General features: G+C 74.1%; 9 protein-coding genes. 5 read left to right on the forward strand and 4 right to left on the reverse strand.

Annotated features, from left to right (window positions below; translation table 11 throughout):
* Entirely contained in the window at positions 1 to 597 is a 597-nt protein-coding gene (locus ACFE76_RS13600) for a TasA family protein (protein ID WP_375432298.1), read from the reverse strand.
* Between the two features lie 157 nt (positions 598 to 754).
* Between ACFE76_RS13600 and ACFE76_RS13605 the strand changes: the two genes are divergently transcribed.
* The 5 genes from ACFE76_RS13605 to recD all read left to right on the forward strand — a co-directional run bounded on the left by ACFE76_RS13605 (position 755) and on the right by recD (position 10,788).
* Complete coding sequence (locus ACFE76_RS13605) at positions 755 to 1,021, forward strand: mycoredoxin (RefSeq protein ID WP_375432299.1); 267 nt, start codon at positions 755 to 757, stop codon at positions 1,019 to 1,021.
* Positions 1,018 to 1,656, forward strand: a complete 639-nt coding sequence (locus ACFE76_RS13610; RefSeq protein ID WP_375432323.1) for an HAD family hydrolase — start codon at positions 1,018 to 1,020, stop codon at positions 1,654 to 1,656. Before ACFE76_RS13605 ends, ACFE76_RS13610 begins: the two co-directional genes overlap by 4 nt.
* A gap of 344 nt (positions 1,657 to 2,000) precedes the next feature.
* Positions 2,001 to 5,417, forward strand: coding sequence for an exodeoxyribonuclease V subunit gamma (gene recC, locus ACFE76_RS13615; protein WP_375432300.1), 3,417 nt, complete (start codon positions 2,001 to 2,003; stop codon positions 5,415 to 5,417).
* A complete protein-coding gene (locus ACFE76_RS13620) occupies positions 5,414 to 8,854 on the forward strand; it encodes a UvrD-helicase domain-containing protein (RefSeq protein WP_375432301.1) in 3,441 nt (1,146 codons plus the stop codon). Before recC ends, ACFE76_RS13620 begins: the two co-directional genes overlap by 4 nt.
* Positions 8,851 to 10,788 carry an exodeoxyribonuclease V subunit alpha gene (gene recD / locus ACFE76_RS13625; protein ID WP_375432302.1) on the forward strand — a complete coding sequence of 646 codons (1,938 nt, stop codon included), beginning with the start codon at positions 8,851 to 8,853 and terminating at the stop codon, positions 10,786 to 10,788. The genes ACFE76_RS13620 and recD overlap by 4 nt, the downstream gene beginning before the upstream one ends.
* Positions 10,789 to 11,347: 559 nt before the next feature.
* Here the strand turns inward: recD and nudC are convergent.
* From nudC to ACFE76_RS13640, 3 genes are read right to left on the reverse strand one after another with little or no spacing between them, the layout of a single operon-like run.
* A complete protein-coding gene (gene nudC, locus ACFE76_RS13630; RefSeq protein WP_375432303.1) occupies positions 11,348 to 12,217 on the reverse strand; it encodes an NAD(+) diphosphatase in 870 nt (289 codons plus the stop codon).
* 4 nt (positions 12,218 to 12,221) lie between these two features.
* The gene (locus ACFE76_RS13635; RefSeq protein WP_375432304.1) at positions 12,222 to 15,593 is read right to left on the reverse strand and encodes a UvrD-helicase domain-containing protein; all 3,372 of its coding nucleotides are present in this window, start codon (positions 15,591 to 15,593) and stop codon (positions 12,222 to 12,224) included.
* Entirely contained in the window at positions 15,590 to 18,856 is a 3,267-nt protein-coding gene (locus ACFE76_RS13640; RefSeq protein WP_375432305.1) for an ATP-dependent helicase, read from the reverse strand. The genes ACFE76_RS13635 and ACFE76_RS13640 overlap by 4 nt, the downstream gene beginning before the upstream one ends.
* Positions 18,857 to 18,921 lie beyond the last annotated feature (65 nt).

Below are 18,921 nucleotides of genomic sequence, written 5' to 3' on the forward strand. Positions count from 1 at the left end.
TCAGGTGTTCTGCGCTTCCCAGGTGAGACCGAACGTGGCGACCCCGCCCTGGGCGGAGTCGGGGGTGGCGGCGCTGACGGTGTAGCCGAACTGGTAGCTGCGGGTCTCGGTTGCCGTCCCGCTCGGGGACCAGCTGCCTACCCCGCTGCCGTAGCCGGTCGCTGCCCCGGTGAACGCGGTGACGGTGCCGGAGTAGACGGCCGACCCGGTGGCGAGGGCGGAGAAGCCGCTGCAGGAGCCGAAGCTCGCGCCGGTGCCCTGGGTGATGGTCAGCGAGACATAGCTTCCGAGGCCCTTGGTGGTGGTGACGTCGGTGGCGTAGAGCTTGACCGAGGACGGCAGCGTCCCGCTCGAGGTGACCGCGATGCAGCGGGACCCGCTGGAGCCGGGCTTGAGGTTGGTCAGGATGAACAGTGCGGTGCCGGAGTCGTCGTCGCTCAGGTTGACGGTGCCGACCGAGAAGCTGTTGTCCCCGTTGGAGACCTTGGAGCTGAACGCGGCGTACGAGGCCTGGCTGACGAGGGCGAGGGTGGCGGCGGCAGCCACCGGCCACAGCAGCCAGCGCGAAGCGCGGACCGAGCGGGGGGAGGGCGGCATCGGAGCTCCTGCCACGTTGGCGGTCTGACCTGGCCGCCCCCACGGCATCAAGGTCAGGGTATCCGACACCGCCGCCCACTCGTCGGTCCTCCGGCGGCCGGGCCGGTGAGAAGGGGTGCTCCGGAATAGCGGCGCAAGCAGGAGGGTTTGGCCGACCATGAGCGCTTACGAGGCCCAGCCCGGCCGTCCGACGATGTTCACCACCAGCTGGTGCGGCTACTGCGCCCGGCTCAAGGGTCAGCTGCAGCGTTCCGGGATCGAGTGGACCGAGGTCGACATCGAGACGCACCCGGACGCGGCGGACGTCGTGGCCTCGCTCAACGGGGGCAACCAGACGGTGCCGACGCTGCTCTTCTCCGACGGCTCCGCGATGACCAACCCGTCCGCGTCCCAGGTGGACCGCAAGCTGGCCGAGCTCCGCTGAGCCGCTGCACGGTCGTCGTCTTCGACGTCGACGGCACGCTGATGGACTCCGCCGACGGGATCGTCGCTGGCTACGGTCACGCCCTCCGCACCGTCGGCGTCGAGCCGCCGCCCGAGGAGGTGCTGCGCGCCGACCTCGGGCCACCGGTCGGTGAGCTGTTCGCTGGTCTCGGTCTGGCGCCGGACCAGATCGAGGTGGCGGTGGCGGCCTACCGCCACTACTACCGCGAGACCGGGATGGGTCAGGCGACGGTCTACCCCGGGGTCGTGGACCTGCTCGACCGGCTGGCTCCCGTCGCCGCCCTCGGAACGGCGACCGCCAAGCTGACGACCGTGGCCCAGTCTTTCCTGGAGCGCTACGACCTCCGACGGCGGTTCGCCGTGGTCAACGGCACCGACGACACCCACCACACCAAGACCGAGACCCTCACCCGCACGCTCGAGCTGCTCGGCAGCCCCGACCCGGCCCGGGTGTTGATGGTCGGCGACCGGCACATCGACATCTCCGCCGCCCACGCCTGCGGCGTCCGGTCGGTCGGCGTGCTCTGGGGCTACGGCACGGCGGCCGAGCTCGAGGCCTCGTCCCCTGACCACCTGATCCGGGAGCCGGACGAGCTGCTGAGCCTGCTCGGCTGACTCCGGGTCGGCCTGGATCTGGCAGCTCGACCGGATCCGAGCCGCGTTCCGCAGGCCGCGGACAGTCGACGCAGGGCTGACAGGGGTTTCTCTGATGAACCTGCTGGCTCTTTATCTCGACGCCCGACGCGATGAGGAGGTGGCACGGCCACGCCGCGCGCTCGCGTCGCGAGCAATGGTCGCCACTGGGTTGAGTCAGCGACAGATCCCGAGGCATCGGTCATCTCTCAGCCCACGGTCAGCCAACCGCTCAGGTTCGCTCCCGACGTCGGCGATGTCCATCCCGAGGGTGTATTCCTCCGCCACGAGAACTGTCAGAGGTCGGACTTAGGGTGGGCCGGGTCATGAGCCTCCACCTGCACCGAGCCGAACGCGCCGACCGTCTGGTCGCGGCGCTCGGTGAGGTGCTCACCAACCCGCTGGTCGACCCGTTCGCCAGCGAGGTGGTCAGCGTGCCCACGCCGGGAGTCGAACGCTGGCTCAGCCAACGGCTGGCGACCCGGCTGGGCGCTTCGGCCGGGGCAGCGGACGGCGTCTGCGCCGGTATCACCTTCCCCTCCCCCGGACGGCTGGTGGCCCGCGCTCTCGGCGAGCGCGAGGGCCGGTCGGCGGCGGACCCCTGGCGGCCCGAGCACGCCGTCTGGCCGTTGCTGCGGGTCCTGGACGCTGGCCGCGGCGAGGCCTGGGCGCAGGTGCTGTGGCGTTACCTGGGCGACCGGACGTCCGCGGGGCCGTCCTCGGGCGTCGCGACGGCCAGCGTGGACGCTGCCCGCGGGGGCCGCCGGTGGTCGACAGCCCGGCAGCTCGCTGGGCTCTTCGCCCGCTACGCGGGCGCGCGGCCGCAGATGGTGCTCGCCTGGGCCGGCGGTCGCGACGTCGACGGCGAGGACCGTCCGTTGGAGCCCGACCGAGCCTGGCAGGCCGAGCTCTGGCGACGGCTGCGGACGGAGATCGGCGAGCCGAGCCCGGCGGAGCGGACCGGGCGAGGCGCCGACGCGCTTCGTGCTGACGCCGCCTCCAGCGACCTGCCCGAACGGGTCTCGCTCTTCGGACCGACCCGGATCGAGCCCCAGCACGTACGGGTGCTGAGCGCGTTGGCCGCCGGCCGCGAGGTACACCTGTGGCTGCCCCACCCCTCCCCCGCCCTCTGGGCCGCGCTCCAGCACACCGCCGGTCCGCCGCCGTACGGGTCCCCGCTCCCGCACCGCCGCGCCGAGACCTCCGGCACCGGTGGGCACCGGCTGCTGGCCTACCTCGGCCGCGACGTCCGTGAGCTGCAGCTGGTGATCGCCGCCGGCGCCCCGGTCGACCACGACGAGCACCTGGCCCCTCGCCGTCAGCCTGCGACCACGCTGCTGCAGCAGCTGCAGTCCGACATCGTCGCCGACCGCCCGCTGGACGGGACCGAGCGGCCGCTGCTCGCCGCCGACGACCGCAGCATCAGCCTGCACGCCTCACACGGGCCGGACCGCCAGGTGGAAGTGTTGCGTGAGGTGTTGGTGGGGCTGCTCGAGGACGACCCGAGCCTGGAGCCGCGCGACATCGTGGTGATGTGCCCCGACATCGAGACCTATGCGCCGCTGGTCGCCGCGACGTTCGGCCTCGACGCCGACGACGCCACCGCGGAGCATCCCGGGCACCGGCTGCGGGTCCGGCTGGCCGACCGCTCGCTGCGCCAGATCAACCCGCTGCTGTCGGTGTTGAACCGGCTCGTCCTGCTGGCCAGCGGCCGGATGGAGTCGGCCGCTCTGCTGGACCTGTGCGCGGCCCCGCCGGTGGCCCGCCGCTTCGGGTTCGGGGCCGACGACCTGGAGCGGCTGCACGACCTGGTGGCCTCCTCCGGCGTGCGCTGGGGGCTGGACGCCGAGCACCGGGCGGCCTTCGGGATGGCCGGCTTCGGTCAGAACACCTGGAGCGCCGGGCTCGACCGGCTGCTGCTCGGCGTCACGATGGACGAGAGCGGCCAGCACTTCCTCGGCACCGCCCTGCCGCTGGACGACGTGGACTCTGCCGACGTGGACGTGGTCGGACGGCTCGCCGAGTTCGTGGCCCGGCTGCGCTCGGTGACGGACCGCTGTCGCCGGCCGCGGCCGCTCCCGGACTGGGTGGCGCTGTTCCGCGAGTCCCTGGAGCTGCTGACCGCGGTGCCGGCCAGCGAGAGCTGGCAGGTGGGCCACGCCAACGCCGAGCTGCTGCGCCTGACCGAGGCCGCCGGAACCGTCACGGACGCCGAGCTGTCGCTGCCCGAGGTGACGGCCCTGCTCGCCGACGCCTTCCGTGGCCGACCGGGCCGCAGCAACTTCCGGACGGGGACCCTGACCATGTGCACGATGCACCCGATGCGGTCGATCCCGCACCGGGTCGTCTGTCTGCTCGGCCTGGACGACGGGGTCTTCCCCCGCCGCGGCCGGCGCGACGGGGACGACATCGCTGCCGTCGTCGAGCACGTCGGCGACGCGGACCCGCGCAGTGAGGACCGGCAGCTGATGCTCGACGCGGTGATGGCCGCCGAGGAGCACCTGGTGGTGGTCTACGTCGGGATGGACGCCCGGTCCGGCGGAGACGTCCCGCCCGCCGTTCCGGTCAAGGAGCTGTTGGACACCCTCGACCTGACCGCGGCGACGGTCGACGGCACGCCCGTGTCGTCGGCGGTGACCGTCCGGCACCGGCTGCAGCCCTACGACGCGGCCAACTTCGTACCGGTCCGGGACCGAGGGGGCCGGACGAGCGGACCGTTCAGCTTCGACCGCGCGGCGCTGCGGGGCGCACGGGCCGCGGCCGGGGCAAGGACGCCGCCAGTCCCGGTCTTCGGCCGGACGGTGCTCGCGGCCCTGCCCGAGGGCGAGCCGGTGGAGCTGGCCGAGCTGGTCCGCTTCTACCGGCATCCGGTCCGGGCCCTGCTGCGGACCCGGGCTGGGGTGTCGCTGTACACCGAGGAGGAGACACCCGACCCGCAGATTCCCGTCGACCTCGACGGCCTCGGCCGCTGGGAGATCGGCGAGCGACTGCTCGAGCAGCGCCTGCAGGGGGCCGACCTGGACGTGCTGCGGGCGGCGGAGTGGCGCCGTGGTCAGCTGCCGCCGCGGGCGTTCGGGGCGCAGGCATTGAAGGCCGTCACCGACCAGGTGGCGGAGGTGGAGGCCACGGCCGCGCCGTACCTCGGGTCGGTGGCGGCCAAGGTCGAGATCAGCGGCCAGCTCGGCGACCGGCCGCTGGTCGGCACCGTGACCGGCGTGCACGGCGAGGACGTCGTGACGGTCAGCTTCTCCCGGTTGAGCGCCCGGCACCGGCTGGCGGCCTGGCTCGAGCTGCTGGCGCTCAGCGCGGCGCGGCCCGGTCGGCCCTGGCGGGCGGTCTGCGTCGCCCGCCGCGGTCTTGTGGTGCTCGGCCCGGTGGAGTCGGCGTGGGCGGCCCGGGCGCTCTCCGACCTGGTCGAGCTGGCGCAGGTCGGTCTGCGCGAACCGCTGCCCTTTGCCGCGAAGACGTCGGCGCTCTACAGCGAGATCCGGCGGACCGGCCGCGAGCCGACCAGGCAGCAGTGGACCTCCCTCGCCAGGGAATGGGCGCAGGAGACCGACGACAGCTACGGCCGCTTCTTCAGCACCGACCCCGAGGGCCGGGGACGGACCGGGCTCGACCTGCTGCTGGCGGAGCCGCACCGCCCCGGCGAGGAGCTCGGCGCCATCGTCGAACCGACCCGCTTCGGCACCTTGGCGCGCCGCGTGTTCGACCCCCTGCTCTACATCGAGGGCCGGTCGTGACGGCCGCGACGTCCGGCCTGGATCCGGAGCCGTTCGACGTCGGCGGAGAACTGCCGGTTGGCACCACCGTGCTCGAGGCCAGCGCGGGCACCGGCAAGACCTTCACGATCGCCGCGCTCACCGCCCGCTACCTGGCTGAGGGCCAGGTAGAGCTGTCCCAGCTGATGCTGGTCACGTTCGGTCGCAACGCCAGCCTGGAGCTGCGGCTACGGGTGCGGGAACGGCTGGTGGACACCGACCTGGCGCTCCGCGCCGTGCTCGCGGGACGGCCGCAGCCGGCCGGGGCTGATGAGGTGGTCCGGCGCCTGTGCCGCGGTGCGACCGACGAGCTCCAGGCCCGGCAGTCCCGGGTCGCCCGGGCGCTGGCCGACTTCGACTCCGCGACGATCGCGACCACCCACGAGTTCTGTCTGGAGATGCTGGACGGCCTCGGCGTGCTGGGCGACCGCGAACCCTCGGCGGTGTTCGTCGAGCACCTCGGCGACCTGACCCGCGAGGTGGCGGGGGACGTCTACCTGCGCCGCTACGCCGCCGACGGCCAGCCGCCGTTCCGGTTCGACGAGGCCCTGACCGTCGCGCAGCAGGCGGTCGGCGCCGTCCACGCCCGGCTGGTGCCGGACCTGCCGACCGACGCCGCCGAGCATCCCGGCCCGGGTGCGGCGTACGAGCGGGTGCGGTTTGCCGCCGAGGTGCGCGCCGAGGTCGAGCGGCGCAAGCTGGTGGGCCGGCTGTTCACCTACGACGACATGCTCACCCGGCTCCGCGACGCCCTCGCCGACCCGGTCTGGGGGCCAGCCGCAGCGCAGAGGCTACGGCAGCGCTACGCCGTCGTCATGGTGGACGAGTTCCAGGACACCGACCCCGTGCAGTGGGAGATCCTGCAGCGCGCGTTCCACGGCCACGCCACCCTGATCCTGATCGGCGACCCCAAGCAGGCGATCTACGCCTTCCGCGGCGCCGACGTCTTCAGCTATCTCGACGCCGTCGCCTCGGCCGGCCGGGTGCAGACCCTGTCCACCAACTGGCGCAGCGACGCCGCGGTGGTCGAAGCGCTGGACGCCCTGATGGGCGGGACGGCGCTCGGCGACCCGCGGATCGTCGTCCGTCCCGTCCGCGCCGACGCCCAGCAACGCCGACTGCGTGGACCGGGCGGCAGCGAGCCGCCGGCGCTACGGCTGCGGGTCAAGCCGTTCCCGCCCGACGCCGAGGAGCCGCCGAAGGTCGACACCCTCCGGTCGGAGGTCCTGACCGACTTGGTCGCCGACGTGACCGCCACGCTCGGGGGCGGTCACGAGCTGCACCTGGACGGGAAGTGGCGGCCGGTGCAGCCGAAGGACCTGGCGGTCCTGGTCCGGACCAACGAGCGCGGCGAGGCGGTCCGGGACGCCCTGGTGGCGGCCGGCGTACCGGCGGTGATGCTGGGCGCCCGCTCGGTGTTCACCTCGCCGATGGCCGCAGAGTGGCTGACCCTGCTCACGGCGCTGGAGCAGCCGCGGCAGCAGCTGGCCCGTCGCGCCGCGCTCACCCCGTTCCTCGGCTGGACCTTCGCCGAGCTGGCCGAGGCGTCGGAGGCCCGGCTGACCGACCTCGCGCAGCGGGTGCGGTGGTGGAGCCGGGTGCTGGCCGCACGTGGGGTGGCCGCGCTGCTGGAGACGATGACCACAGACACCTCGCTACCCGAGCGGCTGCTGCGGACGGTCGGCGGCGAACGGCAGCTGACCGACCTGCGGCACCTGGCCGAGGCGTTGCACGCCGCCATGGTGGCCGGGCCGCTCGGGACCGGCGCGCTGCGCGAGTGGCTGCAGGACCGGGTCGCCGAGGCCCGCAGCCGGCTCGTCGGTGACGGCAGCCGCCGGCTGGAGACCGACGACGCCGCGGTCACCGTGGTCACCGTGCACCGCAGCAAGGGGCTGGAGTACCCCGTGGTCTACCTGCCCGACGCCTGGGACCGGCACGTCCGTAGCCGCGACGAGGGCGGCACGTTGTCGTTGCACGTCGACGGGGTGAACGTGCTCGACGTCGGCGGCCGTACCGGCCCCGACCGGGCGGAGCGCTTCCGGCTGGCCGGCGAGGAGGACGCCGGGGACAACCTGCGGCTGCTCTACGTCGCGCTCACCCGGGCCCAGTGCCAGGTCGTCACCTGGTGGCTGCCGTCGTGGAACACACCCTGCTCGGCGCTCCAGCGGTTCCTGTACCGTCCGACCGGCACTGCCGTCGTCCCCGAGCCGTCGTACCCGCTGTCGGGTGACCCGTTCAGCGCTCGTCCGCTCGGGGACCAGGTCGCGCTCGAAGTCCTTGGACCGAGGCCGCTCGTGGCCTGGCAGCCGCCGGCCGAGGTACCCGTCGCGATGAACGCCCGGGTCTTCGACCGGCCACTCGACCTGCGGTGGCGGCGCACCTCCTACTCCGCGCTCACCGCCGCCGTGCACGGCCTGGACCTGCTCGCCCCCGCCGTGGGCAGCGAGGCCGAACCCGTGTACGTCGACGACGAGTCGCAGGTGCCGCCGCTCGGCGTGGGAGTCGAGGGGCTGGAGGGATTCGGTATCGACGAGGAAGCTGCGGTCGGTTCGGTCGGGGCCGGGGCGTGGGCGATCCCCTCGCCGATGGGGGAGCTGCCGAGCGGCGTCGACTTCGGCACCGCTGTGCACGCGGTGTTCGAGCTCGTCGACCCGAGCGCCGACGACCTAGCGGCGGAGCTGGTCCGCGCCACCGGCCTTGCGCTGGCCACGGTCGGCAGCACCACGATGAGCGTCGCCCAGCTGGCCACCGCCTTGCTGCCGGCCTTCCAGACCTCGCTCGGGCCGTTGGCCAGTGGTGCCCGGCTCTGTGACCTGCCCGTCAGCGACCGACTGCCCGAGCTGGGCTTCGAGATGCCGCTGGCTGGCGGTGACACCACTCACGCCGAGGTGACGGTCGGTCAGCTGGCGCCGCTGCTGCGCGCCCATGTGCCGCCGGGCGACCCGCTCGGTCGCTACGCCGACCTGGTCGCCCACCCGGCGCTGGCCGAGCAGCCGTTGCGGGGCTACCTGACCGGCAGCATCGACGCGGTGCTGCGGGTCCGCGACGAGCGCGGCACCTCGCGCTACCTGGTGGTGGACTACAAGACCAACTGGCTCGGGTCCTTCGACGGCCGGCCGCTGCTGCTGGCCGACTACGCCCCCGACCGGCTCGCGGAGGCCATGATGAGCGCGCACTATCCGTTGCAGGCGTTGCTGTACGCCGTCGCCGTCCACCGGCTGCTGCGCTGGCGCCAGCCGGGCTACGACCCGGCGGTGCACCTGGGCGGCGTGCTCTACCTCTTCGTCCGCGGGATGGCCGGGCCCCAGACGCCGACCGTCGACGGCGTACCGGCCGGGGTGTTCAGCTGGCGGCCGCCGGCCGCCCTGGTGACCGGGCTGTCGGACCTGCTGGACGCCGGGCCGGGGAGGTCGTCGTGACCGCGTCTCTCGGCGCATCAGCCGACATCCGGTACCCGGTCCCCACACCGGGCGACCCCGCGGTGGTCCTCGGCGCGAGCGGGCTGCTCGGGGAGTTCAACGGCGCCGGCGTGCTGCGACCTGCAGACGTGCACACCGCCGCTGCGGTCGCGCGGATGGCTGGCGAGGACGATGACCGGGTCCGGCTCGCGCTCGCCCTCGCCGTCCGGGCGCTGCGGAACGGCTCGGTCGCAGTCGACCTGCGGACCGTCAACAGCACCGTGTTCGACGAGTCCGAGGAACAGGTCGACGTCACCGGTCTGCCGTGGCCGGACCCGGAGAGGTGGCTCGACGCCTGCCGGCAGAGCCCGCTCGTGCTGGGCCAGGACGAGTCCGGTGGCCGTCCGTTGCGGCTGGCCGGCGAGCTGCTCTACCTGGAGCGGTACTGGCAGCAGGAGGAGCTGGTCCGTACCTCGTTGCAGGCCCGGTTCGCTGCCGGCTGCTTCACCCTCGACGTGCCGCGGGTGGCCGCGGCGCTACGCAGGCTCTTCCCGCACGTCGGCCTCGCCGACGACGAGCCAGACCGCCAGCAGCTCGCGGCCGCGGTCAGCGCGCTGAGCCGGGTGACGGTCCTGGCGGGCGGTCCGGGAACGGGCAAGACGACGACGGTCGCTCGGCTGCTCGCGCTGCTGCACGACCAGCCCGGTCCGCGCCTGCGGATCGCGCTCGCCGCCCCGACCGGCAAAGCCGCCGCCCGGCTGGAGGAGGCGGTCCGCGGTGCGGCGGCGACGCTCGACCCGGCCGACCGCGACCGGATCGGGCCGGTGAGCGCGTCGACGCTGCACCGGCTCCTCGGCTGGCAGCCGGGCAGCCGCAGCCGGTTCCGGCACGACGCGACCAACCACCTGCCGCACGACGTGCTGATCGTCGACGAGATGTCGATGGTCTCGCTGACCATGATGGCCAGGCTGCTCGAGGCGGTCCGGCCGGACGCCCGGCTCGTGCTGGTGGGCGACCCGGACCAGCTCTCCTCGGTCGAGGCGGGTGCTGTCCTGGCCGACATCGCCAACGCCCCGGGACCCGCCGCCCCCGAGCTGATCGACGGCCTGGAACGGCTGGACCTGCCGGCGCTCGACCTCCGGCTGGGCCGGCCGGAGCCGCCGGTGCACGGGGTGGTCCAGCTGACCCGGCCCTGGCGCTACGGCGGTTCGATCGACGCGATGGCGCGGGCGATCCGGCGCGAGGACGCCGACACGGTCCTCGCGGTGCTGCGTTCCGAGGCGCCCGACGTCGGGTTCTGCGAGGTGGAGCTCGACCCGGCGACCGGTCGGGTGCCGGGCATCGACGACCTCGCTGAGCTGACCGCGTCGGTGGTCGAGGCGGGCCGGCTGACCCGCGACGCCGCCGAGGCAGGCGACGTCCGAGCGGCCCTGCAGGGGCTGGACCACCACCGGCTGCTCTGCGCCCACCGGCGCGGACCGTACGGGGTGACCCGCTGGAGCGTCGAGGCCGAACGCTGGCTGGTCGAGGCGGTGCCCGGCTACGGCGAGGACGGCGAGTGGTACCTCGGCCGGCCGCTGCTGATCACCGCCAACGACTACGAGATGTCGCTCTACAACGGCGACACGGGCGTGGTCGTGCAGACCCCAGGCGGTCCGCGCGCGGCCTTCGCTCGCGGCGCCGAGCCAACCCTGGTGGCTCCGGTCCGGCTCGACGCCGTGCAGACGGTGCACGCGATGACCGTGCACCGCGCCCAGGGCAGCCAGTTCACCCGGGTCACCTTCGTCGTGCCGGCGCCGGACTCCCCGCTGCTGACCCGCGAGCTGCTCTACACCGCCGTCACCCGGGCCACCTCCCGCGTCCTGGTTCTCGGCACCGAGGAAGCCGTCCGCCGCGCCGTCCTCCGACCCGCCCTCCGCGCCTCCGGCCTCCGCCACCGCCTCGCCCAGCCGTAACCCCGCTCGTCCCCTCCCGACGCGCTCGGCTGGCTCGGCTGGGCTCGGGCTCCGCCTGGCCGGTCACTTCACAGGCTGGCGGACGACTTCACCAGTGCGCGCGCAGCAGCAAAGTCGCCCGTGACCCTGTGAAGTGGGGGTCCGGGTAGGACCCGGGGGCGGCGGGAGCCGGGAGAGCCGGGGCGAGAACGTGGCGGGGGGCTCGGCGTCAGTGGGTCAGGGGAGGGAGGCTACCGGCTGACACTGAACTCCGGAGTCGGCGACCGGCATGGTGCGCGGCTTGACCCCGGTCAGCGAGACCAGGCCCACGTTCACGGCCTCTCCACGGAGCTCGGTCCCTGCACCGCCCTAAGCGGCACGAGCCGGGAGAGCGGGGGGATGTCGTCGAACCGGGTGGGCGGTGTGGTCGCGGTGTCAGCACTCGCAGTGTCAACACTCATGGGGAGCTCCTCGCCTCGGCGATCCGGACGTGGGACACGGCACCCTCGACATCCTTCCGACCGAGGAACGCGATGTTGCGGTGGGAGCGCCGCGAGGTTTCGGTCGGTCACGAGGTGCCTCAGACGGCGAACGGGTCGCGGCCCTCGCGCCAGGTCGAGATCAGCCGGGACGCGATCGAGCTGGGGCCGGGCAGTCCGAGGTCGCCGGCCTCGAGCGCGGCGCTGAGCTCCTCGCGCGTGTACCAGTCAGCGTGGCTCAGCTCGTCGGTGTCGACGTTGATCTCGGTGCTGGTGGCCCGGGCGAAGTAGCCGAGCATCAGCGACCGCGGGAACGGCCACGGCTGGCTGCCGAAGTAGCGGAGCTCGGACAAGGTGACGTCGACCTCTTCGGCGACCTCGCGGTGGATGGCCTGCTCGGCCGACTCCCCCGCCTCGACGAACCCAGCGAGCACGGAGACGCGCTGCCCCCAGTGCGCGTGGCCGCCGAGCAGCAGCCGGTCGTCGGCGTCCACGACCGCCATGATGACGGCCGGGTCGGTCCGCGGGAAGTGGTCCTCCCCGCACGCGTCGCAGTGCCGGGCGAAGCCGCCGTTGATCACTGCGCTCGGTCCGCCGCAGCGCGGGCACAACGGTTCCATCCGATGCCAGGCCGCGACGGCGGTGGCGGCTGCGGCGATGTCCAGCTCGGCCTCGGGCAGCTGCCCGCCGACCTCCCGCAGGTCGTGCACCGGGCCCTCCGTCAGGGCCTCGACCGCGAAGATGGGGACGCCGTCCAGCAGGCCGATCAGCCGGTGCCGCTGGCTGTCGAACTCCACGAACGGCTTGGTCATCCGCAGCCGCGTGCCCTCGGCGTTGGTGGTGAACTTGCCCCCGCTGGTCAGCTTGAGCAGCCGGGCGTCCTCCGCCCGCCACAACCCGGCGACCCACTCCACGGAGCGGCGATGGTGGTCGACGCGGTCCAGCTCGCTCGCGGTCACCCAGGTCGTCACCGGGTCAGCGTACCGACCGGCCGGCACGCCGCCCCGCCACACGGTCCGGCTCGGACGCTTCGGGAGCCGCGGTGAGCAACGCCTGGATCTCGTCCCGGCCGGGCAGATCGGCGGGACGGACCAGCCGGTCGGCGCGGACGTCGTAGAAGACCGCGTCCACCTGGCTGATCGGCACCTGCTGCACCTCCGCCCAGGCGAGCCGGTAGATGGCCAGCTGCAGCGGGTCGGCGGACTCGGCGCGGCCGGTCTTCCAGTCGACCACCTCCCACCGGCCGGGCTGCCCGTCGGCCTCGGACCGCTCGTACACCGCATCGATCCGGCCACGGACGAGCCGACCAGCAAGCAACAGGCTGAACGGGGCCTCCACCGCGTACGGGACGTCGGCCCCGAACCGGCCCGCGGCGAACGCGGCGCACAGCTCACGCAGGTCGGCTTCGTCCTCGCTGCCGCCGTCGACCCGGTCCGGCAGGTCGTCGGGGTCGACCAGCTGCTGCTGGCCGAGGCCACCGCTGCCGAGCCGGGGACCGAAGTAGCGCTCGACCCAGGCGTGGAAGCGGGTACCAAAACGCGCCGCCCGCGACGGCGGCCGCGGCATCGGCCGGGCGAGCTCGGCGGCGAAGGCCTCCGGGTCGGCGTTCAGCCGCAGGACCGCGGTCGCTGACAGCGTGCCGGGCAGCAAGACGGTGTGCTGGCCCGACCGGGACTCGACGAGCTCGGCGAGCAGCCGGTCGAGGTCGGCGTCCCAGCCGGCCACCACCTCCTCGGTGTCCAGCAGCAGCTGTTCGGACCCGCCGGCCGGCTCGTAGCTGCCGGTCCGCCGGTACGCGAGCCGGGCCTGCTCGACCGCCTCGGCGGCGCGGTGACGTCGCTCCCAGCCGTCCGGGTCGAGCGGCGCCGGCCACGGCTGGGGCGCGGCCGCGCTGACCAGCGGGTTGTCCGGTCCGGACGGGACCGCCTCGTGCGCGACCTCGCCCTGCTCGGCGGCGGCCGCCAGCAGCGCGCTCAGGTAGGTCGACGGCGTCCGCGGTCTGCTCAGGTCGGGCCGCCAGAAGTGGCCGGTACCGACCAGCAGCTGCCGGGCGCGGGTGGCGGCGACGTAGGCGAGCCGGTCCTCGGCCAGCAGCTGCTGGCGGCTGAGCTCGGCCTTGTAGTCGGCGAGGGCGGCGTTGCTCGTCTCGGCCAGCTGTGGGATGGCCGCCCCGTCGCCGCGCAGGTCGGCCGGCAGCGCCGCGGGCGTGGTCACCCAGTTGTCGGTGACCCGGTCGCTGGGGAAGACGCCCTTCATCAGCGCGGGCAGGAAGACGACCTCCCACTCCAGACCCTTGGCCTTGTGCACGGTCAGCAGCTTGACCGCCTCCCGGTCGGAGGGGACGGCCTGCTCCAGCCCGGCGCCCTGGTCGATCTCGGCCTGGAACCAGGCGAGCAGCCCGGCTAGCGAGGCGTCGCCGTCGACGTCGACGTAGTCGGCGACCGCGTCGAGGAAGGCGCCCAGCTGGTCGCGTCGGGCGGTCCGCTCGAAGGCGGGCGTCGCCATCAGCTCCACGTCGAGGCCGAGGGTGACCACGACCCGGCGAGTCAGGTCCAGCAACGGCTCGTCGCTGTGCCGGCGCAGGTAGGCCAGCTCGCTGGCCAACCGGGCGAACCGGTCCAGCGCCGCCTCGGAGTACGGCTCCTCCCCCGGGCTCTCCAGTGCGTCGAGCAGACTCACGACCTCGGTCGGGTCGACGCCGGCGACGGCGTCCGCGAGCGCCGCGAGCACGTCGGGACCCTCCCCCGGTTCGAGCCCGAGGTCCGCCTCGGTCGCCGTCCGGGACAGCTCGCGGGCCCGGCGGCCGAGCAGGGCCAGGTCGCGGGGGCCGATCCGCCAGCGCGGTCCGCCGAGCAGCCGGATCAGGTCGGGGTTGGCAGTCACGTCGTTGACCAGCCGCAGGGTGGCGGTCACGTCCATCACCTCGGGCAGGTGCAGCAGTCCGCCCAGACCGACGATCTCGACCGGCACCTCGCGGCCGGTCAGCTCGGCGTACAGCGGGGCGATGTCGGCGTTACGCCGGGTCAGCACGGCGATGTCGGCCCAGTGCGGCGCCAGGCCGCTGGTGCGGGCCTCGACGATCTGGTCGGCGATCCAGCGGACCTCCTCGGGCCAGGTGTCGAAGGTCGCCGCCCGGACGGCGCCGGACGGGGTGCCGTCGGGGGCGTGCAGGAGGCCGGCCGCGGGCTCGGCGGCGGTCGCCGTGGCGTCGGCGCGGCGTAGCGGGGCGCTGAGCACGTTCGCGACGTCGAGGATGCGCTGGCCGCTGCGCCGGTTGACGGTCAGCGCGAACGAGCGGCTGGGCTGGTCGTCGGCGCGGCGGAAGTCCTCGGCGAAGCCCAAGATGTTGCTGGCGGCGGCCCCGCGCCAGCCGTAGATGGCCTGGAACGGGTCGCCCACTGCTGTCACCGGGTGGCCCCGCCCCTCGCTCGGCGTGCGGCCCGAGAAGAGTGAGCGCAGCATGATCGCCTGCGCCGCCGAGGTGTCCTGGTACTCATCCAGCAGCACCACCCGGAAGGCGGTCCGCAGGCTGGTCGAGACCTGCGGCACCTCACTCGCCAGCCGGGCGGCGATCGCCATCTGGTCGGCGAACTCGACCAGGCCCAACCGCCACTTCAGCGCCTGGTAGTCCTCGACCAGGCTGGCCAGCTCGAGCCGCTCCTGGGCGGCGACGACGGCCTTCTTGACGTCGACGTAGACGTTGCCGTAGCGGTTGAGCGGCGCCGACGCCCAGCCCAGCAACAGGTCGCGGGCGTGCGCGTCGAGGTCGCGGGTGGCCACCAGGTGCTGCTGCAGGTCGGCGTCGAGCTTGAGCACCCGCTCGGTGACGGTGGCCGGACGCAGCCGGGACAGGAACTCGAACGGTCCCGCCGCCGCTCTCACGACCCGGGAGGCCAGCCGGTAGCGGGTGGCGCCGCTGATCATCGTCGGGTCGACTTCGTAACCGAGCCGCAGGCCGTGCTCGGAGACGAGCCGGGCGGCGAACGCGTCGTAGGTCATGATCAGCTGCTCGCCGGACTCGTCGACGCCACGGTCGGAGACCACGCCGGCGCGCAGCAGTGCGGCGCGGACCCGGGCCGACAGCTCGGCCGCCGCCTTGCGGGTGAACGTCAGCCCGAGCACCTCCTCGGGTCGGACCGCACCGGTGCCGACCAGCCAGACCACCCGGGCGGCCATCACGGTCGTCTTGCCCGAACCGGCGCCGGCGATGATCACGCCGGGCTCGAGCGGGGCGGTGATCGCTGCCAGCTGGGCGTCGGAAAAGGCGATACCGAGGGCGTCGACCAGGTCGTCGGTCGAGGTCAGCCGCCGGGTCGGTGCCGGCGGGGTCAGGAGGTGCACGCTCATGCGACCACCTGCTTGCCCGCCCCTTGAGCCGGGCAGCTGCCGCGGAACGGGCAGTAGCGGCAGCCCGGCCCGATCCGCGCGTCGAAGCGCTCGGACCGGATCACCGCGGCCGCCTCGGCCAGCCGGTGGTGCACCCAGCTCGGCTGGGCGTTGGCGTCGGTCTCGGGCAGCCCGACCGGGAACGGGACGTCGTCCAACGAGGCCTGCTGGAACACCTTCGGGAAGGTGGCGGGCCCGTCGGAGAGCCGGAGATAGACGAGCTCGGCGCCGGCGGGCCGGGCGTCGGGGCCGGCGACCTCGGCGAAGGCCCCCTGCTGGACGGCCAGCTGGTAGACGCCGAGCTGGTCCTGCAGTGCGACGTCGGCCGCGCTGGGGGCGGCGCGGGAGGTCTTGAAGTCGACGATCCGGATCCGGCCGTCGGGGTCTCGTTCCACCCGGTCGGCGCTGCCGGTCAGGTGCACCCGCTCGGCGCCGTCGGCGCTGCCCAGGTCGACGTCGCAGGTGAACGCCACCTCGGTGCCGAGCAGCTGCTGGCCGGGGCGGGCCTGCTGCCAGGCGGCGAAGCGCTCGAGCGCAGCCTCGGCCTCGACCCGTTCGACGGCGGACAGCCACTGGGCGTCGAAGGTGAGCTGGCCCCAGACCGACTCGAGGTGGCTGGTCAGGTCCTCCGGGTGCTCCACGTGGGCACCGTGCTCGGCCAGCACGTGCACCAGCGACCCGAAGCTCGCGGCCGTGGTGCGGACCGGTTCAGCGTGGGCCTGGCGGGCCAGGAACCACTGCCGCGGGCAGGAGAGGACGTTGCCGAGCTGGCTGCCCGACAGCCGGACCGCCGCCCCGGGCGCCACGACCGGACGGTCCGCGTCGCTCAGCCTCCGCATCCCCCACCACGCGCTCGGGGCGGCCGCCGGCACCAGGGACCGGCCGTCGGCGTCGGCGGCGTCGGCCAACCGAGCGAGCCGCAGCGCCGCCTGCTCGCGTACGGCCGGCGGCGACTCGGGGTCGACCGAGACCCGCCGCAGCTCGGCCACTAGCGCCGCCAGCGAGAGTGGTCGGCGCGGCCGGCCGGGCAGCGCCTGGACGGCGACGCCGAGCTCGGTCAGGAACCGGGACGGCTGGTCACCCTCCCCCTCGGTGCCCGCGACGGCGGTGACCACCAGTCGACGGCGGGCGCGGGTGCAGGAGACGTAGAAGAGCCGCCGCTCTTCGGCGATCCGCTGCGCCGTCGGCACGGCCTCGCTCAGTCCGCGCCGCCCGAGCCGGTCAGCCTCGAGCAGCGAACCGCGGCGGCGGACGTCGGGCCAGCTGCCCTCCTGCACCCCCGCCACCACCACCAGCTCCCACTCCAGGCCCTTGGCCCGGTGCGCGGTCAGCACCCGGACCGCCGCCCCGCGCAGCTCGGACTCCCGCAGGGTGTCGGCCGGGATCTGCTGGCCCTCGACCTCGGCCAGGAAGCCGGTCACCCCGCGCAGACCGGAGACGTCCTCGGACCGGGCGGCGATGTCGAACAGGGCGCAGACGGCGTCCAGGTCACGGTTGGCCCGGCGGCCGACGTCCCCGCCGTACGCGGCCTCCCGCTGCAGCCTCGTCGGCCAGCCGGTCTCCGACCACAGCAGCCACAGCGCCTCCTCCGCGCTCGCCCCGGACCGGACACGGCGCTCGCAGCGGCGGAGCAGCTCGGCCAGTGAGCGGGCCGCGGTGACGTCCGGCCCGGGCGGGCACTCCTCCAGCAGGTCGGGCTGGCGCAGCGCGAGGGCAAGCAGCTCGGCCGAGGGCCGCGGCAAGGCCGTCCCGGCCAGCTCGTCTCGTTCGGACTCGCGCAGCGCCCGACCCAGCCGACGCGTCCCCATCGCGTCCAGGCCACCCAGCGGCGAGGTGAGCAGCAGCGACGCCTCCTCGGGGTCGAGCTGGCGGCCGCGGGTGGCGACCCGCAGGGCGAGCAGCAGCGGCCGGACGGCCGGGTCGCCGGCCAGCGGGATCTCGTCGCCAGCGACTTCGACGGGCACCCCGGCGGCGACCAGGGCCCGCGACAGCGGCGGGATGGTCGACCGACCGGCTCGGACGAGGACGGCCATCTGGTCCCAGGGCACGCCGTCGCGCAGGTGGGCGGAGCGGAGGATCTCAGCGATGTGCTCGGTCTCGGCGCCCGCACTGGTGCAGGTCAGCACCTCGACCTTGCCGCGCGGCAGGGCGGGGTCGGCCACCGGGTGCCGGAACGTCGCGAACACCTCCGGCGGCAGCGACCGCGGGATGCCGAGCCGAGCGGCGACGCTCCGGCTGGCCGCGAGCATCGCCGTCCCGAACCGACGCGTCCGGCCCAGCGCGAGCACCGGTGCCCGGTCTCCGGCAGCCGTCCGGAACAGGTCGGGGAAGTCGAGGATGCCGCGGGCCTCGGCGCCGCGGAAGGCGTAGATGGACTGGTCGGGGTCACCGACGACGACCACGTCGGCACCACCGCCGGCGATGGTCTGCAGCAGCCGTACCTGCGCGGGGTCGGTGTCCTGGTACTCGTCGACGAAGACTGCTCCGATCTCGCGCCGCAGGGTGGTGACGATGTCGGGGTCGGCGAGCAGGATCCGGCAGCGGTGGACCAGCTCGGCGTAGTCGAGGACGCCCTCGGCGTCGAGCACGTCGAGGTACTCCTCGAAGAACTCCCCGATGCTCACCCACTCCTCGCGGCCGGCGGCCCGGCCAGCGGCGATCACGTCGTCGGGGTCCATCCCGAGCTGCCGCGCCTTGGCGAGCACGGCCCGGACCTCGCTGGCGAAGGCCCGGGTGCCGAACGCCCGGTCCAGGCTCTCGGGCCAAGCGGTTCGGCGGGTCTCCAGGCTGCCCTGCAGCGTCTCGCGGACCCGGAAGTCCTGCTCGGGGCCGGTGAGCAACCGGATCGGCGGGCCGGTGAGGTGTCCCGCGCCGGTCTCCACGGGCCCCAGGCGGTCGCCGAAGCGGCGGACCAGGGCGTAGCAGAAGGCGTGGAAGGTCATCGCGACCGGCGTCACGACAGTCCGACCGAGGCGGGCCGCGATCCGGGTCCGCAGGTCGGCGGCCGCGCGCCGGGAGAAGGTGAGCACCACGATGCTGTCCGGGGTGGCGCCGCGGGTCTGGATCCGGTGGACCACCGACTCGACCAGGGTGGTCGTCTTGCCCGTGCCCGGTCCGGCGAGGACGAGCAGCGGGCCGCCCACATGGTCGACGACCGCCTGCTGGGAGGCGTCGAGCACGGGCGGCTCGACGGGCAGCTCGGGCGTGCGGAGCAGGCGGTACATCGGCTGGGGGTCCTTGTCGTCAGGTCGGGCGGCTGGTGAACCAGTGTGGGGATGAGTCCACCAGA

Origin of the sequence: uncultured Friedmanniella sp. (assembly GCF_964244005.1) — a bacterium.
GTDB lineage: Bacteria > Actinomycetota > Actinomycetes > Propionibacteriales > Propionibacteriaceae > Microlunatus.